Source organism: Rhodococcus sp. A14 (assembly GCF_011603105.1).
GTDB lineage: Bacteria > Actinomycetota > Actinomycetes > Mycobacteriales > Mycobacteriaceae > Rhodococcus_F > Rhodococcus_F opacus.
Map to the genome: position 1 here is coordinate 1 of NZ_JAAOQS010000122.1, position 23,894 is coordinate 23,894.

16 protein-coding genes and 1 pseudogene are annotated in these 23,894 nt (G+C 61.7%); 14 read left to right on the top strand and 3 right to left on the bottom strand.

Annotated elements, in window-relative coordinates; all coding sequences use genetic code 11:
* A pseudogene (locus tag G9373_RS38200) lies at nucleotides 1–137 on the top strand (IS630 family transposase); the annotation flags it as partial.
* A gap of 384 nt (nucleotides 138–521) precedes the next feature.
* On the opposite strand, the gene G9373_RS38205 reads toward G9373_RS38200, so the two are convergent.
* The gene (locus tag G9373_RS38205; RefSeq protein ID WP_164065582.1) at nucleotides 522–3,167 is read right to left on the bottom strand and encodes a PEP/pyruvate-binding domain-containing protein; all 2,646 of its coding nucleotides are present in this window, start codon (nucleotides 3,165–3,167) and stop codon (nucleotides 522–524) included.
* Nucleotides 3,168–4,008: 841 nt separating this feature from the next.
* On the opposite strand from G9373_RS38205, the gene G9373_RS38210 reads away from it, so the two are divergent.
* The 10 genes from G9373_RS38210 (at nucleotide 4,009) to G9373_RS38255 (ending at nucleotide 19,865) form a co-directional block, all read left to right on the top strand.
* Nucleotides 4,009–5,697 (top strand): FAD-dependent oxidoreductase, encoded by a 1,689-nt coding sequence (locus tag G9373_RS38210; protein WP_164065583.1) that lies wholly within the window; start codon nucleotides 4,009–4,011, stop codon nucleotides 5,695–5,697.
* Nucleotides 5,698–5,784: 87 nt separating this feature from the next.
* Complete coding sequence (locus tag G9373_RS38215) at nucleotides 5,785–7,008, top strand: cytochrome P450 (RefSeq protein WP_241031965.1); 1,224 nt, start codon at nucleotides 5,785–5,787, stop codon at nucleotides 7,006–7,008.
* Entirely contained in the window at nucleotides 7,005–8,675 is a 1,671-nt protein-coding gene (locus G9373_RS38220; RefSeq protein ID WP_164065584.1) for an AMP-binding protein, read from the top strand. The genes G9373_RS38215 and G9373_RS38220 overlap by 4 nt, the downstream gene beginning before the upstream one ends.
* 74 nt (nucleotides 8,676–8,749) lie before the next feature.
* Nucleotides 8,750–10,168 (top strand): aldehyde dehydrogenase family protein, encoded by a 1,419-nt coding sequence (locus G9373_RS38225; protein ID WP_164065585.1) that lies wholly within the window; start codon nucleotides 8,750–8,752, stop codon nucleotides 10,166–10,168.
* A 57-nt stretch (nucleotides 10,169–10,225) separates the two neighbouring features.
* The gene (locus G9373_RS38230; protein ID WP_167120147.1) at nucleotides 10,226–10,636 is read left to right on the top strand and encodes an SCP2 sterol-binding domain-containing protein; all 411 of its coding nucleotides are present in this window, start codon (nucleotides 10,226–10,228) and stop codon (nucleotides 10,634–10,636) included.
* A gap of 691 nt (nucleotides 10,637–11,327) precedes the next feature.
* Nucleotides 11,328–11,900, top strand: coding sequence for a hypothetical protein (locus G9373_RS38235; protein ID WP_167120150.1), 573 nt, complete (start codon nucleotides 11,328–11,330; stop codon nucleotides 11,898–11,900).
* Nucleotides 11,901–13,282: 1,382 nt separating this feature from the next.
* Complete coding sequence (locus tag G9373_RS38240; RefSeq protein ID WP_105417968.1) at nucleotides 13,283–14,140, top strand: mycofactocin-coupled SDR family oxidoreductase; 858 nt, start codon at nucleotides 13,283–13,285, stop codon at nucleotides 14,138–14,140.
* Nucleotides 14,141–14,233: 93 nt separating this feature from the next.
* Nucleotides 14,234–14,425 (top strand): ferredoxin, encoded by a 192-nt coding sequence (locus G9373_RS38245; protein ID WP_141473872.1) that lies wholly within the window; start codon nucleotides 14,234–14,236, stop codon nucleotides 14,423–14,425.
* Between the two features lie 934 nt (nucleotides 14,426–15,359).
* Entirely contained in the window at nucleotides 15,360–16,022 is a 663-nt protein-coding gene (locus tag G9373_RS38250) for a TetR/AcrR family transcriptional regulator (RefSeq protein ID WP_164065920.1), read from the top strand.
* Between the two features lie 561 nt (nucleotides 16,023–16,583).
* Nucleotides 16,584–19,865, top strand: coding sequence for a protein kinase (locus G9373_RS38255; RefSeq protein WP_167120153.1), 3,282 nt, complete (start codon nucleotides 16,584–16,586; stop codon nucleotides 19,863–19,865).
* A 103-nt stretch (nucleotides 19,866–19,968) separates the two neighbouring features.
* Here the strand turns inward: G9373_RS38255 and G9373_RS38260 are convergent, their stop codons facing one another.
* Together G9373_RS38260 and G9373_RS38265 are read right to left on the bottom strand one after the other, a co-directional pair.
* Complete coding sequence (locus G9373_RS38260; protein WP_240960967.1) at nucleotides 19,969–20,454, bottom strand: amidohydrolase family protein; 486 nt, start codon at nucleotides 20,452–20,454, stop codon at nucleotides 19,969–19,971.
* Nucleotides 20,455–20,540: 86 nt separating this feature from the next.
* Nucleotides 20,541–21,296 (bottom strand): GntR family transcriptional regulator, encoded by a 756-nt coding sequence (locus G9373_RS38265; RefSeq protein WP_164065918.1) that lies wholly within the window; start codon nucleotides 21,294–21,296, stop codon nucleotides 20,541–20,543.
* Nucleotides 21,297–21,461: 165 nt separating this feature from the next.
* Between G9373_RS38265 and G9373_RS38270 the strand changes: the two genes are divergently transcribed.
* The 3 genes from G9373_RS38270 to phnE form a co-directional block, all read left to right on the top strand.
* Nucleotides 21,462–22,349, top strand: a complete 888-nt coding sequence (locus G9373_RS38270) for a phosphate/phosphite/phosphonate ABC transporter substrate-binding protein (protein WP_167120156.1) — start codon at nucleotides 21,462–21,464, stop codon at nucleotides 22,347–22,349.
* Complete coding sequence (gene phnC, locus G9373_RS38275; protein WP_164065916.1) at nucleotides 22,346–23,134, top strand: phosphonate ABC transporter ATP-binding protein; 789 nt, start codon at nucleotides 22,346–22,348, stop codon at nucleotides 23,132–23,134. Before G9373_RS38270 ends, phnC begins: the two co-directional genes overlap by 4 nt.
* Nucleotides 23,135–23,169: 35 nt before the next feature.
* A partial coding sequence (phnE, locus tag G9373_RS38280) for a phosphonate ABC transporter, permease protein PhnE (protein WP_240960968.1) occupies nucleotides 23,170–23,894 on the top strand: 725 nt, incomplete at its 3' end.

Genomic DNA, 23,894 nt, shown 5'->3' on the forward strand with positions numbered 1-23,894 from the left:
CGCACCTCATCGCCTCGATCGAGGAATACCTCGACGCCCACAACGAAAACCCCCGACCCTACGAATGGACCGCGACCGCCGAATCCATCCTCGCCAAGGTCGCCCGCGGCCGCGTCGCACTCGAAAAAATCAGCTAAATCAGAGACACACCACTAGTTTCACGTCCGGTCGGCGGCCGCGTTGACCTCCTACACCGGTCCCGGAGAGGGGCTTCATCGGCGTCCTCCGCTCCCGGCTCTCCCGGCCCGGCAATCGGCAACTTGTACCGAGCCCTGCACACCACGGTCATCACCTCGTACTGTCGGACACGGTCGGTCGTGGTTACACGTGCTACCGCGCTGTGGGCACGAGTCGCCAGGACACGTTGCGCTGCTTGAAGACGGTTCCACCCTCTGCGGTGGCGGGCCGGGAGGACCCTCGGGGACGACTCCGAATCTATTATCCTGCCCGGCCCGCGGACACCCCACGCGTCGGTACGTCGGACCAGTCACGTCTTCCTCGTTTGAGGAAGACTGTGCGCATCACGCGTCCTCGAGCTCCACAGGCGAGGCAGCGCGTTCGAGAACTTCGACGGTTCCAGAATTGCCGTTAACGCGAATACGGTCGCCCGTCTTGATGGTGCGGCTTCCGCTTCGGGTGTTGACGACGCACGGCACCCGAAGCTCGCGGGCCACGACCGCTGCATGGCTAAGTGCTCCGCCGATGTCCACGACAAGGGCGGACGAGATGAACATCACCGAGGACCAACTCGGGTCGGTCGTCGGAGTCACTAGAACCTCGCCAGGTTGAACCGCGGCGAAATCAGGCTCGTAAAGGACACGCGCGATTCCCTCGACGACTCCTGCGCTAACACCGATGCCTTCAAGAGTCATCGCTCCCTCGGCGGTCAGACCGTCATCGGCGCCGACCGGCGTCGCCTCCGGCATGCCCTTCCACTCGCTCGGGATCGACAGCGCTGCGTAAGCATCCCGTCGCTCGCGCCGTTTCCGCACAAGCGACTTCACGTCGCTAGGTGTGTTTTCGACTTCTGCCGCGGTCAAGTAAAAGATGTCGTCGGTGTGCTCCAGAGTGCCCGCTTCAACGAGCAGTGCGCCAAGGCGCCGCGCGGATGCCCGGGTTCCATCGAGACCTTGCACCAACGACCGCTTTGCCGCACCGCGCAGCGGAATCCGTGTCGCTGCGAGTTTCAGCAGGAACCGAACGGCTGGTCTTTGCCATCTCGGCGTCGCAGCAAGCAGCTGTCGCGCCGCCATACCGGCCGCGATGTGGTGATCCGCCTCGCGAAGGCGAGGATCCTCATCGTCGTCTTGGAGGGCATAGGTCTCGATCAGTGTGCGCAGCGGCTCGGGATTCTCACGCCACACAACACTCGATATTTCGCCCTCCGACGGACCGTGCATTCCATGCCGCGCGACGACCTCGTCAAAGCGGAGCTCGTTGCGTGACGCCTTCCAGACGTCGGTGACGAGTCCCGAGACCTCAGCCCCACCGGAGCCGCTCAATGCCGAGATATCCACTCCAGCACGCTTGGTCAGTCGTTCAAGAATGTCGTACACCGGAACGATGCCTGCAAGGGAGCCGACGACCTGGGTCTCCAGGGCTCGGTCGAAGTGCCGTGTGGCGACGCGGAAGTTTTCGGTCGCCTCGGCTACCGTCAACGCTTTGGACACGCGCTGAAGATGCGGTGCGTACCAGGCGTCGACCGCTTTGACGGTCTCCCGGATCTCCTTGGTAACGGTCATGAATGTCCAGGGGAATCTGCCGGCGATAATGGGCCATCGACGACGTGTGGGATTCGCCTGCCAACCGTCGGGAACACGACCAAGGATGGATATGACGATGTCCTCGCTCGAGGTGCCAGGCATACGGTCGCCCATTGTGCCCATGTATTCGACCTGGATGGTGGGGCGGCCATAGAACACACGGAAGTAGTGGCGGTCGGCGTCATCAGTGAATTCCGACTCTGCCCGAGACAGAACACCGATTCGGAATGCGGCCTTCAATGCGGCCTTCTCGAGCGTCCGGTGCCACAGCGTCCAGTTCAGGGGAGTTAGAACCCCGGGCATCGCCTCGCCGAGGTTAGACGTGGTCCAATGAAGGTTCGGAGTGCTCGACGAGTGCAGCGGATCCCATCGTTGGGGTGTGGTGAGGTCCGAGTCGTTACCGGATTGGGACTGCTTAACCGGGGGGACGGGTTGCGATGCCCAGACGGTTTCCGGCCTCGCCTGCAGGAGCTGCACCTGTGAGGACGGTCCGGACCCGGCAATTGCCCACTCGACGTCCATCGGGGCGCCGAAGGCCGTCTCGATCTCTCGTCCGAGTTCGGCGATCCTGCACACTTCCTCGTTGCTGAGGGACCAGTCCGCACGCTCGCCGGGCGAGACTTCTACCTTGCGAACCTGCTGACTCGCCTCATCGAAGCGGTACGCAATCTGCTTATCCCCGATGACGCGCTTGCGCAACCCAAGAGTTTTCTTGTCGACCCAGAAGGAGTCCGGCGTGACCTCCCCGGCTACGACGGCTTCGCCGAGCCCGTAGTTCGATTCGATGTACAGCGCGTCGCGGTCACCGTTGGCCGGATCGAGGGTCATCATGACTCCTGCCGCACGAGCTTGTACCATCTCCTGAACGACCACCGCCATGGCTACATCCTCAGGCGGAACTCCCAAGCGGGCCCGATAGGCGATGACACGCGGGCTGAAGAGGCTTGCCCAGCACCGTACGATATGGGTAATAACCTGGTCTGCCCCCTGCACCCAGAGATAGGTGTCCTGCTGTCCAGCGAAAGAGGCGTCTGCACGATCCTCGGCGATCGCGCTGGACCGCACGGCGACGGGAGTCGGGGACAAGCCCAGCCCGCGGTATGCATCTTCGATAGTCGTGCGAAGCTCATCACTGATGAGCGCTTCCGTGAAGAGCGCGGAAATCACCTCAGACACGGCTGTGAGATCGCCCTCGGGGTCGGCTCCGCGAAGAGCGCTCTCGATGTGCTCGTTGATGCCCGCAGCCTTCACCGCCGCCCGGTACGCGTCGGTTGTAACGACGAAACCCGGAGGTACGGTCATGCCCGACCGCATAAGCGCTCCGAGTCCCAGCGCCTTGCCCCCGACCTCCGATGCGACATCCTCTCCGCACTTCTCGAGCGGCATCACTGCGATGACGTCCATGAACCTCTGCCTTCTGTCTGAGTTAACGATTGAAAATGTCGTCGCGCGGTGACGTAAATTCACCTTCGCCGCAGTCGGGTGTCGGGCGCTACCGGAACGGCATGTCACCGCGGTGTCTTGGTGCGCTAATCACCCTGGGGTCCGCCAACTCCTCGCGATGCGGAAGGTCGGATCTGCTCATACTGCTCAGCGAAAGCATAACCCAGAGGATGCGGCCAATCCAGGGTTTTTTCTATCTGACTTTAAATTGTTGCGGATCGGCCTGACGAATGGTCGTACGGTAGGTGCGAACGATTTTCGCTTACGAGCGATCCCGATGCGCTTCAATATATTTCGCCGTCTCAGGCTCGGTCATGCTTGTTGCAGTTGCGCTACCCGCGGGAGCTTCTATGAAGTTGGGTGCCGCGGACAATGAGGTGCCGGGGCACCTCCGGGCCCACGAACGCAGACCGCCCGGCCAGGCCGGTCCAGTCGGGCCGGCCTGGGAGAAAATCGTCGACCGTCGAGTCTCGTGCCGGCTTAGGTATGTGTCAGTTGGAGTGCAAGCGCTCCAGAAGGGCCGCCTCGGTGCGTCCGGAACCAGCGGACGGCCGTCAGTTCGGCTGCGACTACGTGGACGTCCACCTGGAGGGCCTTCTTGCCCCGTTCGCCAGCACTGGGCCGGCCCCCGCTGTGCGGGAAAGCCCGGATATTGCCTGGTGGGGTTTGCGGAGGCCTCAGCATTGACACTCGAAAGTGAGGTAGCTAACATAACGGTATTACAGACAACGTAGTTTGTCTCGTCGTTCCACCTGGAGCCGCGTACGCGCTGTCCCAGGAGGATGCAAGAAGGAGTAATGGTTTGGCGCACGTTGTCACCCAACCCTGCTGCAATGACGCAGCATGTGTGTCGGTCTGTCCCGTCAACTGCATCCATCCGGCGCCGCATGAGCCGGGTTATGGCACTGCGGAGATGCTGTATATCGATCCGGTCTCCTGTATCGATTGCGGCGCATGTGTCGAGGTATGCCCTGTGAGCGCGATCGTGGCCGATATCGATCTGACGGATGAGACGGCTCCGTACGAGGAGATCAACGCTGCGTTCTATTCGAACAGGACTTCCGAGGACGCGAATGTTGTTCGGGCACAGACAAAGAAAGTAGATTCGGACGAAAAGCTCCGCCCACTGAAGGTGGCTATCGTAGGTTCCGGCCCGGCGGCATGCTATACCGCAGAAGAGCTTCTCTTGCGCCGCGATCTCGCGGTCGAGGTGAACATGTTCGAACAGTTGCCCACTCCGTGGGGCCTGGTCCGTTACGGCGTCGCTCCCGATCATCAAGGGACGAAGGCGGTCGCCGGGCTGTTTCAGCGCACCGCAGGTCGCAGGGGTATGGAGATGTTTCTCAATGTCACTGTTGGAAAACATGTTACGCATGAGGAATTGCTGGAGTCGCACGATGCGGTGGTCTATGCGATCGGTGCTTCCGGGAGCCGACGGCTTGATATTCCCGGCGAGGAGCTACCTGGTAGCCACAGTGCAACCGAGTTCGTCGCGTGGTACAACGGACATCCCGATTTCGCCGACAGTGTGTTTGACCTGTCCGCCGACCGCGCTGTTGTGATCGGGAACGGCAATGTCGCTCTGGACGTCGCCCGTCTCCTTGTCAGCGAACCCCAAGCTCTCGCTAAGACGGATATGGCTACCCATGCCGTAGATAGGCTCGCTGGGAGCAATATCAAGGAAGTAGTCGTCATGGGACGGCGAGGACCGGCGCAGGCGGCATACACGACTCCGGAACTTTTAGCATTGAGTCAATCGTCGAGCTTTGATGTTCACGTAGACATGGACGAGTCCGAGCTGGATGCATACTCGCGCGCCGCTACCGAGGGGAATGACCCCATCGCGACGGTCAAGTTGGGGATTCTGAGGAAGCTCGCGTCCTCCGCCCCCAGTCCCGGCAAGAAGCGAATCGTCCTACGCTATCTCGCGTCCCCCTTGGAGGTATTGGGAGATGACCACGTAGAGGGATTGAGAATCGCACACAACGAATTGGTGTCCACACAGGATGGACGTTCGCAGGTGCGGCCTACGGGGGTCGAGGAGGACATCGAGTGCGGGCTCGTTCTGCGCTCGATTGGGTACCGAGGAGTTCCAACAGGACCGCTTCCCATTGAACCGGTCAGTGGCACGATTGCAAACCACGGCGGCCGTGTCACCTCGGAAAGCGGAGCCTGTCTGACAGGAGTCTACGTCGCGGGATGGATAAAGCGCGGCCCAACGGGCGTGATCGGCACCAACAAGAAGTGCGCAAAGGACACCGTCGAGAAGATCATCGAGGATCACCGCGCGGGGCGCCTCAAGGCACCTGTTCGTGCGCAGGAAAACTTGCGACAACTGATATCTGAGCGACAACCGGACTACCTGAACTTCGCCGGCGCGAAATCCATTGACGCGCACGAGCGAAGTCTGGGGAGGGAACGAGGAGCTCCGCGAATCAAGCTCATCGATTTGAATGAGATGCTGCGCGTTGCGGAAAGGCCAAATGTGTGAATCAACGTGATGCACAGAAGCCCGGTGTTCGTGACGGATTCAGCAGACTCTGTCAGTTCCCGGAAAAACTATAAGGAGGGCGAAGTAGTGAAGAGTGTGAACGAAATCGTCGAATCGATCGACTTGTACGATCCGGAACAGCGTCCGCATATGTTGGACGCGCTGCGTGCGGCTCGTGAAGGTGGGTGCCCCTTCCCGCGCGCCGCGGGCGACGGCGAATACTACGTCGCAACGCGATATGAAGACGTCAAGGCGATTGCTGAGCGACCCGACAAGTTCAGCAGTTGCGAACCTGCACTCAGGGGTCTCCCTGTCAGTTTGGCACCACTGGATCTGGACCCACCGATCCACCGCGACTTTCGGAAATTCCTCAACAAGTATTTCTCCCGCAACTACCTTCTGAAGTACGAGGACCAGATCCGTCAGGTCGGCCAAGACCTCGTCGCTAAAGTTGCGCGCAAGCTCGAGGAGCACGGCGAGTTCGAGTTCGTGCACGACTTCGCTATCCCGTTCACCGCCGGAGCGCTTGGTCGCGTGGTCTTTGCAACCGAGGACGCGGACCTCACCAAGCGCGCGGTCAGCGCCGTTGAGCGTGCCGCGACCGAAGGCACACCCGAAGCGTTCTTTGAAATCGCTCTGATCGCAGGTGAGCTTCTTGAAGAGGTCGAGAAGAATCCCGAATCGCGCGATGACGTACTCGGTGCGCTGGTCACTGCCACGGTGGAAGATGGTCGCTTGTTGACAGACGACGAACGCCTGGGCGTGGTAACAGCCCTGTTGGCCGGCGGACTCGACACCACTCGTAGCGCAATGTCGAATATCGCCTACCACCTCGCAACAAACCCTGAGGTCGAAGGCCGATTGCGTAACCCTGACTGGTGGAAGGTCGATCTCGACGAATTCCTGCGATTCGAACCCACGGTCTCCTTCATGGCTCGCACCGTCACCGAGGACACCACGATCGGGGATTGCGAGTTCAAAAAGGGCGACCGCATTGCGGTGAACTACATGTCGGCCAATCGCGACGTCGAACATTTCGACAATCCAGATGAATTGGACTTCGAGCGTATGGGCACTCCGCATGTGGCGTTCGGTGTGGGGGTTCATCGTTGCCTGGGCTCACATTTTGCGAGAATTCAGCTGGCGATCGCCTACGAGGAGCTGCTGAGCAAATTTGAAAACTTCCGGCTGACGATTCCGAAAGAAGAAACGCCACGTCAGGTTGGTATCAGTTACAACTCGGTCGAAAGCGTGCCGATTACCTGCTCTACGCGAAATGTTGTGAACGACGGTATCCAGGAGACAGTGTGACGATTCAGGCCAGTTCAACGGCTACCGCACCAGTGCAGTGCGGCGACGAACTACCGTTTGACGTGGACCGAGGTTCTGTTGTCGGTCCTGTCGAGCAACTCCGTGGGTGGGCGGCCGCCGATCCATCGGCGCCCTTCGTCAAATTCGGTGGGGAATGGATCACGGTCGGCGAACTCGACGGGAAGACCGACCGAGTTGCTGCAGGTTTGCTGAAACTCGGGCTTGTTAAGGGGGACCGGCTCGCCATCATGCTCCCCACAGCGGTCGAGTACGTCGAGCTCATTTTCGCGTGCGCCAAGCTCGGTATCGTCTTCGTGCCGATCAACGTCTTCCTGAAGGGCGAGTTCCTGAGGCACCAGTTGTCGACGAGCGGCGCGAGGGCGGTTGTCGGCGATGCAGCAGCAATGTCTCTACTGGGTGGCCAAGACTTTGCGACGACCTCGGTGCAATTCCTGGTAGGAGTAGACGGGAATGCCCCGGACCTTGATTCTCCGCCCATGTATGTCTCATACGCGTCGCTCGCCGAGCACGGTTCCGAACTTCCGGAAGTCAGCGTTCGACCTGACGACTTGATGAGTCTGATGTTCACCTCCGGGACGACCGGACTGTCGAAGGCCTGCAAGCTCTCGCACGCCTACTACTTCCAGGTCGCACGCATGTACATTGCCGCGAAATGGGTGGCAGCGGGGGACAAGATCGTCACGGCCCTGCCGCTCTATCACGCCGGCGGTCAGATCGCGGTCCTGATGTCGGCGCTATTTTCTCGGTCGTCGGTCAGCTTTCTCGCCCAATTCCACGCCAGCACCTTCATGCGTCAGGTCCACGAGGAAGGGGCGACCACATCGTGGGGTGTCGCGGCGATGGCGGCAGCCGTTCTGGCCCAACCCGAATCGTCGGACCCTCCCATGCGCGGCCAATTACGTCTGGCGGTATGGATTCCGCTGGACATCCCGCGCCAAGAAGAATTCGAGAGACGCTTCGGTACACGTGTCGTGTCTGACGGGTACGGACAAACCGAAGCCACCGCGATCTGCCTGAACCCGGTGAGTGAGGAACGGCTCCCAGGAACCGTGGGTCGTGCAGCCAGCCTTATCGAAGTTCGCATCGTCGATGATCTCGACAATGAGGTGCCCGATGGCGAAACAGGGGAATTCGCGGTGCGACCCCTGGCACCGGGTGCCATCTTCTCCGGGTATTGGGAGAACGACAGCGCAACCGTTTCGACGATCACCAACCTGTGGTATCACACAGGCGACTACGGCCGTAAAACTCCGGAGGGGGCATTCGCATTCGTAGATCGGAAGAAGGATGCGATGAGGCGACGTGGCGAGAATGTGTCGTCAATCGAGCTGGAAGTTGCCATCCGGCAGCACCCTCTGGTTGATGAAGTCGCTGTACACGCCGTGGCCTCGCCGATGACGGAAGACGACATCAAGGCGTGCATCGTCGCACGAGGGGAGCGCCCCGAGCCCGGCGAACTGTTGAAGTACTTCGAAACGCATCTACCGTACTTCTGCATCCCCAGGTTCATCGAGTTCTTTGATGAGCTGCCCGTTAACGGTGTTGGACGTGTTCTCAAACATCAACTTCGCGAGAGGGCATTGGGAGCCGGCACGATCGACCTGACCGGTGACAGGTATTCCCTGTCCAGGGAGAAGCGTCGCTAGGTGGAAGTGCTGTAGATCGGCCCACCAGCAATCTTGGTTTTGTCTCTTTAGAATAAACGACTCTGGGAGTTTTCATGGAAATGACAATCGGCGGTCAAGGTGTCTCAGGAGGTGACTATTTCGATGTAGTCAATCCCGCAACCGGCGACGTGTACGCGCAGGCGCCAGTCTGTACCGCAGCTCAGTTGGACCGGGCGATGGACGCTGCGTCGAAGGCTCAACTCGAATGGCGCAAAGACGAGGACTTCCGCCGGGAAAGGCTGCAGGAGTTGTCTGCTGCGGTCATGGATGCCGCGCCGGAACTGGCCGAGATCCTCGCGAACGAAAATGGAAAGACGCTCGATCTGGGCGGCGTGGAAGCGATGTCGGGTGCTGCCTGGCTCGACTACTACGCCAATGTAGAGCGGCCACGAGAAGTGATCCGTGACGATGACGGTGCCCATACGGAGATTGTGCGGCGCCCCCTCGGGGTGGTCGCGGGAATCACTCCGTGGAACGTTCCCGTCGCGATGGCCTTCTTCAAGCTCGCGCCGGCGCTGCGGGCCGGTAACACGATGGTGCTGAAGCCATCACCCTTCACTCCCATCTCGACATTGCGCATCGGCGAGATCGCAAGTGAGATTTTGCCACCCGGCGTCTTCAATGTCGTTACCGGAGGGGACGAACTCGGTGCTTGGATGACTGAGCATCCTGTACCGAGGAAGATCTCGTTTACAGGATCGGTGGCGACGGGAAAGCACGTTTATCGCTCCGCTGCAGCGGATCTCAAGCGCGTCACTCTAGAACTCGGCGGAAACGACGCAGCGATCGTGTTGGACGACGCTGATCCGGCGGAGATCGCAGAAGCTCTCTTCTGGGGCGCGTTCTGGAACAACGGCCAGGGGTGCATCCTCATTAAGAGGCTGTACGTGCCACGTTCAATCTATGACGGTGTGGTCGAGGCGCTCTCCGAGATAGCTAAACAGATTGTCGTTGGTGATCCGCTCGATGAGGAAACGCAGCTTGGGGCATTGGCGAATCGGCCTCAGTTCGAACGAGTCAGCGGGTTGGTGGAAGACGCTCTCAAGAGCGGTGCAAAGGCGACCGCAGGGGGAAGGCCGGTTGGCGGACCTGGAGTCTTCTATGAGCCGACCATCTTGGCCGGTGCGGTCGACGGCATGCGAATCGTCGACGAAGAGCAATTTGGACCCGCCTTGCCCGTCATACCGTACGACGATGTGAACGATGTGATCGCAAGGGTGAACGCAGGGCAGTACGGGCTCGGCGGGTCCATCTGGTCTCCGGATATCGACCGTGCCACGGCCCTGGCAAGCCAACTCGACGTCGGAACTGCGTGGGTTAACTCGCATGCGGTACTTGCGACAAACGCGCCCTTCGGCGGCGTCAAGTGGAGCGGTATCGGCGTCGAACACGGTCCCTGGGGGCTCAACGACTTGTCGAGCATCCAGGTGCTCCATTGCAACAAAGGCAAGACCGCACCGGGTGCGCTCTGAATCACCTACCTGGGACGAACACGTTCAGCAACGACATCTATGTGAAAGGAAAATGCAATGCCATTGTTCACATCTACTGAGGAAGCCGCGGCTACTCTCGGTAAGTTCATCGAGAATGTCGCCGTCGACCCCGAACTGAAAGCCAAATGGGTTTCATCGAATGTAGCGTTCCGCATGAACTACACGGACCCCGAGTTGGTCATCGTCCTTGACGCATCCCAGGATCCGCCGGTCGTGTGGCAAGGCGACGCTGCAAAGGCATCTGACGTCGAGATCGAGCTGTTCATGGACACTGACACCGGCCATAAGTTCTGGCTTGGTGATCTCAATGTTCCGATGGCACTCGCACGGAGGAAGATCAAAGTGAAGGGACCGGTGGGCAAGCTCCTCCAGTTGCTGCCGGCCATGCAGCCTGCCTTCATCAAGTACAACGAGTACCTTGCTGCACAGGGATTCGACCGGAAGTAGTCGTCAGGCCGGCGGGACAGGTCTCACATTGCTGGTGGCAACGAACAGCACTATCGGCCACCAGCGCCGTGGAGCGAGTTCAGGCGTCGTTCGGCGCAGGTGGGTTCAGTGCCGCGACCTGAGCACCGCGGGACTTGAGGTCAGCGCCCCTTTGCGCATGGTGACCTATCGACACCACCCACTGTTGGAACCCTTAGACGAAGGCTGGGATCGGGCCCGAAAAAGATCGGGTCTTGATGCCTGCTTGTGGACGTCGATGAGATCGCCAGCGTCGGTCCGGCTCTGGATGATCGAAGCAAGTATGAAGATGCGTTACAAATGTATGAGTGTCCGATGATTGCAAGGAGTATCCATGTCCTCTCAACTAAGTGCTGGCGCGGACACCGTGTGGGGTCCGCTGGCGCAGCCCATCACAGCTCCCGCTGACCTCCCCGAAGGATCTCCCCCGTGGCGCGACAATGCGTGGCTTCCTTTTTGGGACGACGAGAACGGGATATACGGCACCGTCCACGTCTCGACCTCGCCGAACGCCGGCGCGCGCCAGGCGCGGTTCAGTCTGCAAACACCGAACGGAACGATCGAGCTCATTGAACCTCTGGACCCGGGGAGCTTTGAGAGTAAATCCATCCGGCTGGATCTTGACACCGGTTTCACCATCTCTACCCCGGAAGTGACGGCAGAACTTCGGTTCATGCCTCAGTTCGCGCGGGCCGACTTCGTCGGCGACGCCTCGCCAAAGGCGTTCGGCGGCTACGCCGAGACGGGAGCTCTCAAGCACTACCAGCAGGCGGCCTCGGTCGTTGGCTCGGTCAACCTCCGAGGACAGGAATCCGCGGTTGACGGATCCGGATTCCGCGATCGAACCTGGGGATTTCGTGACGAGACGATCGGGATGTCCGAGTACTTCGGGTTCATGTGGAAATTCGAAACCTTTGCCTTGAGTGTGATGAGGTTGTACGGCAGTGACGGCTCTGATCACGCAACGGGATTCCTGCTCGGCGATACCGCGACGCCGGTGGCCGGCGTCAGTTCGTTCACACGCGACGGCAGCGGACTGTTCGTCGAGGCAGAGATCGAGCTGGACTCCGGCGATCGGCTCACCGTGGCCTCGGTAGGCCGGCCAGCCGGACAGTGGGTTCCGATGGGGCCTCCGCGGACGGGCGCAGTGATGAGCGCCTACGACGAATTCCACACGTTCAGGACCGCGTCGGGGGAGGCCGGTGGCGGAATCGTCGAGCAGGGGTATGTCCGGCGGGGCGTCTGACCGGTCCGGACGAATTCGACTGCCGTCACTGCACATGGCACCGGCACTCGATTCGCCGAGCAGCGGCATATCAGCTTGCGGTACGGGTACGCCCGCGTCGCACTCAGCTCGCCGATGTGACGCCGAGGGGCTAGCGGGATGGACTCGTCGACCGTCGCCCAGCATGGTGATGGCGACACAGTCCCCGTCGATGCGACCGGCGTGTGGCAGGGTGAGGGCAAAGCGGCACGAGGCGGATCTCGGCACGGGACTGGGCCGAGTCCGAGGCCAGGGCAGGTCCCGGCATCACTCGGTGATGGCACTTATCGACGAGGGCATCACGTCGGCCTCGTAGCGTCCCTAGCCGAAACGTCGTAAAAGTAGGGTGGCACTCAACTCGGCGAGCGTAGATGGCGGGGTTCGTCGCCGGGGTGTGAGAGTGGGGCGGCGTGGTGTCGTGCCTCTTCCCGGCGGCGAACACCGCGGCGATTCCCCGAGCGTGCTCGAAGATGAATCGACTAAAGCGTACTGTTCTCGTGAATCTTCCGTTGAGTGTGAATAGTCGATGTAGGCACGCGGTTCGTTCTTGTAGGTTTGCTCGCTCATGAAATCCACTGCATGAAGGATTGTCAACTGTCCGGCGTATGGATTTCGCCGATTTCAGTCCCGCAGTAGCTCGTGTAGGTGAAGTCCAACTGGGAACTGGCCCCTATTGCGGTTGAGTACGACATGGCGGTGATGCGGTGAAAATATTGCAGCGTGTCGGACGGTGTTCACCAGACGGCTACTAGAGGCAGTTGGGCTGCTTGGTCACCTCGCCGACCACACTCGTCCCATCCTCGATGCCTTCGATACTGTCCCGGCGACGGTTGATGAAGCTGGTTGTCAAATAGTGGATGTTTCGGACGAAACCGAATTCGTCTGGCGGGAAGAAAGGTCCGGGTGGCACATCGGTGGCTCGACCCGTTGTCCACACCCCGAATGCGGTCGTAAGGCATTGGCTTCCAGCGTCGTTCATGCCGCTAATGAGCGTGCGTCCACCACCATGATTCATGAAGGTGGAACTTCCGGGCACCGCATGACGTGGGCACCGCTATGGCGTTGACACTCTGCAGTGAGGTAGCTAACATTAACGACATTACACACAACGTACTTTGTCTCGACGTCTGAGTTTGGTTTTTCTATGTCGTGGCTCTGCAGAACGCAAGTAGGCGTGTCGGTTTGAGGCAGGTAGCAACCCGTCTCTGCGCGCGGATTTAGCTGCGCATTCGAGAGCTGACATTCAACGCCACATGCGGACTCCCGAAGCGCTGCCCCGCGAGGGCTGGTAGCTCTCAGAAGTGATTCATTCAGTCGTACAGAATGCTGCAACTTGAGTATCGGATGGAAAAGGAGACAGGCTGATGGGAAGAGTTTCGGAAAAGGTAGCCTTTATCACGGGTGCAGCCCATGGCCAGGGCCGGTCACATGCACTGCGATTGGCGGAGGAAGGCGCCGACATCGTTGTAACCGATGCGTGTGCCCCTATTCATTCCTTGGTGGACTACAAGGCCGCGACACGGGAAGATCTGGAGGAGACCAGGGCGCTTGTCGAAAAGACTGGCCAGAAGTGTGTCAGCGCCGTCGCTGACGTTCGTGATAGGGCTGCGCTGACGGGTGCCGTCGAGGTCGGTATCGAAGCGTTCGGCCGGATCGACATCGTATGTGCCAACGCTGGCATTATGACGGTGCACGAGCACAGTTGGGATATCCCGGAGGACGCTGTCGATGCTGTACTAGATACCAATTTGAAGGGTGTCTGGAACACAGTCGTTGCAACAGCTCCATACATGGTCGAGTCCAAGCGCGGAGGATCGATCATCCTTACGTCTTCAACGGCCGGCCTTCGCGGGCATACGCCCTACGCGCATTATGCGGCAAGCAAACATGGCGTGGTGGGCCTGATGAAGGCCTTCGCCAACGAACTCTCGCGGTACAAGATCCGTGTGAATACTGTTCACCCAACTGGCGTCCTTACCGAAGGTATGGGAACGTTCAGTGATCGAACGATGGCGATTATTGGTAGCAGTGTGACTGGGCTAGCGGGGGCCACCAACATCCTGCCTGACCTCGATGCGGATCCTGATGCAGAATACGCGCCTGTGCCGCTATTGCTGCCGATTGAGATTAGTAATGCGGTGCTATGGCTCGCGAGCGATGAAGCTCGCTATGTCACTGGTGTTGCACTCGCGGTTGACGCTGGAAACACCGTAAAGCCTTGAGCTGTCACGCAGTGCACATAAGGCTGCAATTCAGGTGCGTCTTCCGTGTAAACGGAAGTCACCCTGATCCAATAGATTGGAAAGGAGTGAGAAATGCGAGTTGAGATTGACACGACCAAATGTCAGGGCCATGGCCGCTGTTATCTATTAGCTCCCGAAGTATTCGATATGGATGAAGAAGGCATGGGAATTGTGACCGACCTTCGGCCAGCGGTCGAGTACCTTGATAGCGCGCGGAGCGCGGCCGAAAATTGTCCCGAGACTGCAATTTCGATGAGGGAATGAACATCGACATCGCGGCATCACAATTACCTACACGGCCGGATGCCCCGCATCCGACCCCGAAACTATGAAAAGGTGACCCCTCTCGTAATCTGCGGCCCGCACAGTGGACATCCTGCACGTTGTGGGCATGCTCGCAGAACTGCGGTGGCGGATCGCCCATTAGCAGGCGCACTGCGGCGAGCAACATTGACTCGTCGAGAAGTCGGACCCCGCAGCACGATCCCCTGCGGGTCGGTCCGGTTGAGCTTTGATTGCCCCGCCGACGATGTGAGCCTCGACAAATGCCGCGGGCAATCGAGATTCGCCGACATGTGTGACAATGCGGTGCTTGCGCGAGAAGGAAGAGAGATTGTATTGCGCGTAGTCGCGATCCGCGCCAGGATTCTCGTAATCCATTGCTGAACAATGCTTCCGCTTATGGCAGGCGTTGAACTAAAAACCGATAGTCGTGAGTGCACGACTATCGTACCGATCGAGTGGCGCGACGGCGTTTCACGACGTGGGGAAGACGACCCCGATCGAGGATCCGCCGATCCTGTTGGAGGACGATCTCCGCTCGCAGAGGTAGCGCGCTAAAACCGCGGTGCTCCAGATCTATGAGCACACGGGCTGCATGTTCCTCGGGGTGATGCGACTAAGGCCAGCTCGGGTGACGATGAATTGGCATCGGATTGCCGTCGAAGGGCGGTGTTCACTACGTGAGCGTAGTGCCAGGGCCTGTGAGACGGGCAGTGCGAGGGTGCATCCCGCCCTCCGGGGGTCATGTCAACCAGCGCCGAGGCGGTCCTTCGTGTTGTCGTTGAGACGACAAACGAATGTTGTATACTTGAAGCGTGGTGATCGTGCAATACGTGTACGTCCAGCCGTCGCGAACCGCTAGTGATTTATTGGCCACGCTGAATAGTTTGATAACCGAGTGGAAGCTCAAGGTGACATGGCGCGCAGGAAAGCAGGGAACGTCCTCAGCAAAGATGGCGAGGAAGCCCGCTCGCAGATTCTCCATGCTGCGCAGAAGGTGATCTTGCGCTTCGGTTTGGCGAAGACGACGATGGAGGATATAGCGACGGAGGCTGGAGTTTCACGTCCGACGGTATACCGGTACTTCCAGGATCGTACTGAATTGACCTCAGTGCTGATCGATTGGCGCGCTCGAGAAGTGCTGGAGGCTAGCAGGGAACTTCTTCAAAGGGAGGGATCCTTTGAGGATAATTTCATTGCGGGTCTGATTCATACCGTCGCCTTGGCGCGCGAAGATCCGATCGTGGCTATGGTTCTGGCCCCGGCAAATCAGCGAGGAGAGTCGTGGTCGGAAACTCTTGAGTTGGCTGCCGAGTTGACGGCCGACCTTTGGGAGCCTTTTCTGAAAGAGGCGAGGACCCGGGGTGAAATGAGAAGTGACCTTAACTCGTCGGAAGTCTACACTTGGCTCGCCCTTGTGCAGTTTGCACTGTTCAACAGCATGGAATCCATGGAACCCAGCGATCCTGCCCTTGCGCGGATGTTGAAAACGTTCGTCCTTCCAGCCCTCGTAGCGCCGACCGATGGCGTCACGGTTCGCAGGGGTCGCCCCTTGTCTAAAAACCTGAAGCGCCAGTAAAAAGTCGCCATGGCGCAGTGATTCGGAGGGCTCGGGTTGCTCAACACAGGAAGGTGCGCGTTGGCGATTGGGCGCTCAGCAGTTTTCGCGGATCGGAGCGTGCTGGTGTGACCGAGGTGGTTTGTGTTGGATAGAGTGACGCGTGGTGGATGGCCATATTGCGGGGCGCCTGCACACAATCACCTTCCTTGCATCTGAAGATCACCCGTGCCTCCCGTTTGCAGGACTGTGCCTTTGCAATCCGCCGCAGGTGCAGGCTTCGCGATGTGAAAGGGGACGGCCGCTACGTCTACCGCCTGTGGCCGCGTCAACAGGCAGTCCAATTCTTTCAGCAAGCAAAGGGAATCTCGTCGTTTCGGCTCACCCATCCCGGACACCACATCGGTGGCTCCAGGCTTAGTAGCTGTCCCACCGAATGAGCCATCGTCGGTGACTCGGCGCCATGTTGCTCGCCCTTGGCCTGATCGGGCTTACCCGCGACATCGTTGGGGATGCATGATTGAGGGGTGAAAGAAGCCCGTGCCTTTGCAACGTATTGTGTCGGATGAATCGATGTAGCCGATGACCGGTGTCGATCCATTCGCGACGCAACGCGACGTGTCCGGTTCGGTCACGGCGGAGTTGGCGGCGGCCGGATTCGAGGATGCCCAGGAGATCGGCCGCGGCGGTTTCGGCGTCGTGTACCGGTGCACGCAGGCTGCGCTCGACCGCACCGTGGCGGTCAAGGTCCTCACCGCAGACCTCGACGAGGAGAATCGGGCACGGTTCCTGCGTGAGCAGCGTGCGGCCGGCCGGCTGACCGGTCACCCCAATATCGTCACTGTTTTCCACGCCGGTGTCACCGGCAACGGTCGGCCCTTCATCGTGATGCCGTACCACGCCGGGGGGTCGCTCGACGAGCGGATCCGGCGTCACGGGCCGCTCCCGCTGGACGAAGCGTTGCGACTCGGGGTGAAGATGGCCGGCGCCCTCGAAACTGCCCACCGCCTCGGGATCCTGCACCGCGACGTCAAGCCCGGGAACATCCTGATCACCGACTACGGCGAGCCTGCGCTGACGGATTTCGGCATCGCCCACATCGCCGGTGGGTTCGAAACCACGGCCGGCGTCGTCACGGGTTCGCCGGCGTTCACCGCCCCCGAGGTGGTCGCCGGTGAGCCTCCGAGTCCGGCCGCCGATGTGTACGGCCTCGGCGCCACCCTGTTCGCTGCTTTCACCGGTCATGCGGCGTTCGAACGGCGAAGCGGTGAGCAATTGGTGGCACAGTTCCTGAGGATCACGTCCGAGCCGGTTCCCAACCCGCGCGAACACGGCATTTCCGAGGGGGTCAGCGCTGTCATCGAACGTGCCATGTCCGCCGAGGCCGGCGCCCGCCCCTCCGCCGTGGAACTGGGTCGGCAACTGCGCGAGTCCCAACTGCATCACGGCTTCCCGGTCGACGAGATGGCAATGCACACCGAACCGGCCGCGGTGCAATGCGGAGCGTCAGTCCGGCCGTCGTGGTCACCGGCGGATTCGGGCCGAACGGGTGGACTTCCGCTGGAGCTGACCAGTTTCGTCGACCGCCGCACGGAACTGGCCGAGGCGACGAACCTGTTGTCGACGTCGCGGCTGGTGACGTTGACCGGAATCGGCGGGGTGGGAAAGACCCGACTTGCTCTACGCGCAGCCGCCAAGGCGCAACGAAACTTCTCGGACGGTGTGACGTTGGTGGAGCTGGGTGAGCTGCGCGACGATACGCTGCTGGCGGGCCTGGTCGTGGCCGCGCTGGGGTTGCGTCACCAGTCTGCGCGACCCCCGCACGAGGTGCTCGTCGAGTTCCTTGCCCCGCGTGACGTGTTGCTCGTGCTGGACAACTGCGAGCAGGTGGTGGCCGCGGCCGCGAAACTCGCCGAAATCCTGCTCCGCGCGTGCCCTCGGCTGCGAATTCTCGCGACGAGTCGCGAACCGCTCGGAATCGGCGGGGAAACCGCGCTTCTGATTCCCCCGCTGCCCGTCCCTGATCCCGATCACCTGCCGAAAGGACTGCCCCGCAACGATGCGGTCACCCTCTTCGCGGAACGCGGCGCCGCCGTAGTCCCCGGATTCGAGCTCACCGAGGAGAACAAGGTCACCATCGCCCGAATCTGTCAGCGGCTGGACGGGCTGCCGCTACCGATCGAACTGGCGGCGGCCCGGCTTCGCGCGATGACACCCGATCAGATCCTGCAGCGTCTCACCGATCGTTACCTACTCCTCACTCGCGGCAGCAGGGACGCGCCCTCGCGGCAGCAGACGTTGCGGATGTGCATCGACTGGAGTTACGACCTGTGCACCCCTGCGGAACAACGGATGTGGGCGCAGCTCTCGGTGTTCGCGGGCAGTTTCGATCTCGAGGCCGCGGAACAGGTCTGCGATGGTGACGACGCAGACGACCTCCTCGACACCGTGACGTTCCTCGTCGACAAGTCGATCCTGACGAGAGAAGAGTCGGGCTCCGCGGTGCGGTTCCGAATGCTCGAGACCGTGCGCGCCTACGGACGGGAAAAGGCGCAGGAGAACGGCGACTACATCGCGCTTCGCCGTCGGCACCGCGACTGGTGTGAGCGGTTGGCGGTCGAGGCGGAAACCGAATGGATCAGCTCCCGGCAGCTCGCGTTGATCTCCAGACTGACTCGGGAACAACCGAATATCCGCGAGGCGCTGGATTTCTGCGTGTCCGACAATCCCGCAACGGGACTGCGGATCGCTGCCGCACTATGCCCGTTCTGGCTTTCCCAGGGGTCGCTCAACGAGGGGCGTCGGTGGCTCGGTCGCCTTCTGTCCCGCAAGGTTGGTACCCTCACTGTCGAACGAGCCAAAGCGACATTTGCATATAGCCTGATGAGCGGACTGCAGGGTGACCTTCAGGGGTCGGCGGACCTGGTGGAAGCTTGTCGTACGCTCGTCGACCAGTCGAATAACCCCTTGATTCGCGCACACATCGACCACGCCACTGGATATCTCGCACTGTTCGGAGGAAAACTGTCCGATGGACGCTTGCATCTTGAAAGTGCGGTCAGCGTGTACATCGCACGGGACGACCTCTTGTTTCAGGTCCTCGCTCTCGACGGCCTCGGCATCACGTGCGAACTGCAGAACGACACCGAGCGGGCCATCGAATGCTACGAGCACGTGCTCACGATTACGGAGGCGCGAGGCGAATCCGTGCATCGGGCCCATACATTGTGGGCGCTAGCGGTTGCGGTGTGGCGAAAAGGCGATCGCACGCGAGCTACTCGCCTACTCGTGCAGGCACTGAAGACAGGCAGGAAAGTCAACGACCGAATGAAGGCCAGCATGTGCATGCAAGCACTGGCGTGGATCGCAGCTGAGGAAGGGAACCCCAGACGCGCGGTCATGTTGGCTGGAGCCGCCGAGCAACTCAGTCGCTCAGTAGGGAGTTCGACGGTGTTGTTGCCGGACATGCTCGTGTACCAGGACGAGTTCGAACGTAAGACTCGACAGGCGATGACTAAGCAGGCCTTCGCCGCGGCACACCGGGAGGGCAGTATGCTCGGTTTCGAGGCTGCGGTCGCCTATGCCCTGGGCGAGCAGATTCCAGAACTCCCTGCTTCAGCAGCTAGTCCATCGGCCACGCCGACCAAGCGTGAGCGTGAGGTCGCCGCTCTGATCGCCGAAGGACTGACCAACAAGGAGATCGCAGCGCGGTTGGTGATCTCGCCCCGCACCGCACAGGGGCACGTCGAACATCTCCTGACGAAGCTGGGGTTCAACTCACGCGCGCAGATCGCGGCATGGGTAGTGGAATCTGCGAAATCGAGCGATGCCGCACCGCAGCAACCTCCGCCGGAAAGTCGATAACACGGTTTTACGGATATTGGAAGCATCCCTGGCCCACTGTGACCGTTTAGACCACTTCGGGAACGGGCCGAGTCGTTTCTGACGAGGTGGCGGAGGTTAAGCTTTATGCGGGGCGTCGCCGTTCGTGACCAAACACACCGGCTGCCCTGTGCTTACTTCCGTGGGTTCTCGAAAGTGAACTCTTCGAGGAAGTCGGGAAGGGGGAGTTCGGGTTTTGCGTCGGCGGGAATGGCCGCGGGGTGGACGAACACATATGCCGACCGGCATTGAGGGCGAGCATCAGTGGTTCGAAGCGGGGATCGCCAAGGTAGGCGCCTTCGTAGGCCGAGAGTAGGCCCACCCAGTCGTGGTGGAGGGTGTCGAGCGCGTACTCGAGTTCCCGGATGACGGCGGTGGTATCGCGCATCGGCAGTACGGCCAGGCCACCGAATCGGGTGGGATGCCGCTTGAACAGATCGGCGGTGTAGGTGTTGCAGTAGCGCGACATCTCGGCTGCTTCTGTTCCGGTGAGGAATTCGAATCCTGGGTCCGACACCGAGAGGGCTTGCGCCTGGATGCCGTAGCGGTCCATGAAGTCGATATGGACCATGAGTGCCCTCATTGGTCGAGCTGTTCGCCACTGAACGATCTCGCGGGCCTCTGCCTTCGGCCGTGGGCGACACGATGTTCGGAGGCTCAGTCCGTTTGTAGGTAGTTCGCGACGAACCGTACGCGGTCGCTGCGGCACGACCGGTGGATGTACACAGTCGGGCTGCCGTCCTCGTCGAGATTGAGGCCCTCGCGTAGCAGTACCGGTGCGCCCGGAGGGATTTCGAGTATCTCCGCCACGCGCGGTGACGCAGCCGCCGCGGCGAACGATCTCCAGGCGGCCTTCAGTCGCACGTCGTAGACGTCGCGCCACACCGTGTACAGCGGGACGCCGTCCTGCAGGTGCCGGTCGATGCCGGCGAACCGGCGATCGTCCATCCACACCGAGTTCGCGAACCAGGGTTCGCCGTCGACCGCGAGCACGGTGTCGATGCGGCGTAGCCGGCGGCCTGGCAGATACTCCTCGGCCTGGGGTGCAGTGCCACCGAGCACGATCGCACTGCGCACGGGCGTCTCGCTCAATGTGCGGCCGACTGATGTGAAGGCGGCGCCGAGTCCGTCGGGACCGCCGATGTAGCTGGCGGCGAGTTCGATGGGGAAGTGCTGGGGTAGCGGAGCCACGAAGGTGCCCGACCCCTGCCGCGCCACCAGTCGGCCCGCGCGGGTCAGCTCGCCGATCGCTTGGCGGACCGTGAGCCGGTTGACCCGGAGTTCGGAGGCGAGGTCGGTCTCGGGTGGCAGCCGGTCTCCCGGTTCCAGCATGCCGCTGTCGAGTCGCTGCAGGAGGACGTCCTGCACCTGTCGGTAGAGCGGCACCCGGGCTACGGACGTTTTGCTTGGCATGCGGCAAGTCTAGAGGACATTCGAGGATGCCTGCGCTTCGACCAAATCGCATATGACCTGTTCAAGACCCATTCACTTGCCGGACATCCGTGAGCGTGGTTTACGCTACTTGTCTAGATGAATATTCGGGCATCACTTCGAACACTTCTCGGAAAGGCCCCGCCCGTGAGCATCCACCCGACCCTGCGCCGCACCCTGGCCGCCGCCGCCTGTGCGGTCACGCTGTGCGGCGCCGCCGCCTGCGGCGACTCCTCCGCCCAGGACGGCGCACCCGATGTACTGAAGGTGGGGCTGCCGCCCGCGGAGGCCAACGCGGACCTGCAGGCGAAGTTCGCACCGATCACCTCGCTGATCGCGGACGGGACGGGCAAGTCGGTGGAAGTGAAGCCGACGAGCGATTACCTGTCGATCGTGGAGGCCATGCGGTCGGGCCTCATCGACGTCGCCGCGTTCAGCCCCTTCCCCACCCCGCTCGCCGAGGCTGTCGCCGGTGTCGAGCCGCTCGTGGTGGCCAAGGGCGCCGCCTACAGTTCGGTGTTCGTGTGCCGCACCGGCACCGGCATCGATTCGATCGACGACCTCCGCGGCCGCAAGATCGCGTTCGTCGACGCCGGCTCCACCAGCGGCAACTACATTCCCAAGCTCCTGCTGAAGCGGGCGGGCATCGACCCCGACACCGACATCGAGGGCAGCTACGCGGGCGGCCACGACACCGCCGAACTCGCGGTGAAGCAGGGCTCGGTCGATTGCGCCGCGGACGCCCGCTCCTCGTACCAGACGATGGTCGACAAGGGCGTCATCGACGGCACCGCGCAGAGGATCGTCGCCGAGTCCGACCCCATCCCGGTCTCCTTGGTGATCATCGCGCGCAAGGATCTCGACCCCGCGATCGAGCAGGGGATCGTCGACGCGTTCGTGGGCGGCGACAACACAGCGGCGCTCGGGGTGGTCGGCGCGACCAGCTTCGAGACGGCACAGGACAGCGATTTCGCGATCTTCCGCGGCGCGGCAACCGAACTCGGTGTGAATCTCGAGGAGCTGTCGCGGAAATGACGACCACACGACACGGTGTGCCGCGGGTGGAAGCCGACGCGGTGAGCTACCGGTATCCGGACGGCACCACGGCCCTGCACGAGGTGTCGGTGCGGGTGGCGCCCGGCGAGATCGTCGCGGTGCTCGGTCGCAGCGGCGCCGGGAAGTCGACGCTCATGCGCTGCCTCGCCGGTCTCGCGGCACCGACATCGGGGCGGGTGCTGCACGACGGAGTCGACCGCGGCGGGCTGCGTGGCCGCGCCAAGCGTCGTGCCCACGCGCGAGTCGGGTTGGTGTTCCAGGAGTTCCAGCTCGTAGAACGTGCGACGGTGCTGTCCAACACGCTCATCGGGCGTCTCGCCTGTCAGCCGCTGCTGCCGAGCCTCGTGCACTTCGTGCGGCGCGCCGACCGGGAGATCGCCGTCGAGGCCGTCCGCCGCCTCGGACTCGAGGACCAGCTCCGCAAGCGGGCCGACGCATTGTCGGGTGGTCAGCGTCAGCGCGTGGCCATCGCCCGCGCGCTCGCGCAGCAGCCCGACATGCTGCTCGCCGACGAACCGGTCGCGAACCTCGATCCGGTTCTCGCCCGCGGCGTCGTCGACGACATCGTGCGACTCGCGCGTGTCGAGGGACTCACCGCGGTACTGAATCTGCACGACGTCGACTTGGCGCGAGATGTCGCAGACCGGCTGGTTGGTTTGCGTGCCGGACGCCTCGTCTTCGACTGCCCCACTGCATCCGTCACGACCGCCGATCTCGATCTGCTCTACGCCGAACCCGACCGTGCGCTCATGGGGGTGCGGTGATGTCCCTCGATACCGAACGCGTTCCGTCGACGCCAATGTCGACGTCTGACCTCGCCGCGCTGCGTCGGCCGTCCTGGCAGACCGGTGCCGGCGTCCTCGTTGCCGCCGTGGTGATCCTCTGGTCGGCGCAGGCCACCGAGTTCTCCGCCGCTGCCCTGCTCGACGGGATCCCGCACATCACCGATTTCGTCGGCCGCATGTTCCCGCCCGACCTGTCCATCCTCCCGACCGCGGTCACCCTGATGGGCGAGACCCTCGCGATCGCGGTCATCGGCACCACCATCGGTGTCGCCCTCGCACTGCCGTGGGCGCTGCTCGGCGCGCGTTCGGTCTTCGGTCAGGCCGGGCTCCACCACGCCGCGCGAACGTCGATCAACATCACCCGGGCCATCCCCGAACTGATGTGGGCGCTGCTGTTCGTCTCCGCTGTGGGCCTCGGTCCGCTCGCGGGCACCCTCGCCATCGTCATCGGATCGGCGGCGGGCATGGCCCGGCTGTTCGCCGACATCTTCGAGACCATGGACATGCGGGCATGGGAGGCGGCCGCCGCGGCCGGTGCCACCCGCTCCCAGCGCATCAGCTGGGTGCTGCTGCCGCAGTCCGTGCCGACCATCGCCAGCTACACCCTGCTCGTGCTCGACGGGAACGTGCGCGCCGCGTCGCTGCTCGGCATCGTCGGCGCCGGTGGCATCGGCATGGAACTCACCCAGCAACTCCGGCTCTTCGAGTACGGAAACGTCCTCACGATCGTCCTGGTCGT

Excerpts from the sequence above, each read along its gene's own strand:
- G9373_RS38205 (WP_164065582.1), bottom strand. The coding sequence starts at position 3,167 with ATGGACGTCATCGCAGTGATGCCGCTCGAGAAGTGCGGAGAGGATGTC.
- G9373_RS38225 (WP_164065585.1), top strand. The coding sequence starts at position 8,750 with ATGGAAATGACAATCGGCGGTCAAGGTGTCTCAGGAGGTGACTATTTC.
- G9373_RS38230 (WP_167120147.1), top strand. The coding sequence starts at position 10,226 with ATGCCATTGTTCACATCTACTGAGGAAGCCGCGGCTACTCTCGGTAAG.
- G9373_RS38235 (WP_167120150.1), top strand. The coding sequence starts at position 11,328 with ATGCCTCAGTTCGCGCGGGCCGACTTCGTCGGCGACGCCTCGCCAAAG.
- G9373_RS38240 (WP_105417968.1), top strand. The coding sequence starts at position 13,283 with ATGGGAAGAGTTTCGGAAAAGGTAGCCTTTATCACGGGTGCAGCCCAT.
- G9373_RS38245 (WP_141473872.1), top strand. The coding sequence starts at position 14,234 with ATGCGAGTTGAGATTGACACGACCAAATGTCAGGGCCATGGCCGCTGT.
- G9373_RS38250 (WP_164065920.1), top strand. The coding sequence starts at position 15,360 with ATGGCGCGCAGGAAAGCAGGGAACGTCCTCAGCAAAGATGGCGAGGAA.
- G9373_RS38255 (WP_167120153.1), top strand. The coding sequence starts at position 16,584 with ATGACCGGTGTCGATCCATTCGCGACGCAACGCGACGTGTCCGGTTCG.
- G9373_RS38260 (WP_240960967.1), bottom strand. The coding sequence starts at position 20,454 with ATGGTCCATATCGACTTCATGGACCGCTACGGCATCCAGGCGCAAGCC.
- G9373_RS38265 (WP_164065918.1), bottom strand. The coding sequence starts at position 21,296 with ATGCCAAGCAAAACGTCCGTAGCCCGGGTGCCGCTCTACCGACAGGTG.
- phnC (WP_164065916.1), top strand. The coding sequence starts at position 22,346 with ATGACGACCACACGACACGGTGTGCCGCGGGTGGAAGCCGACGCGGTG.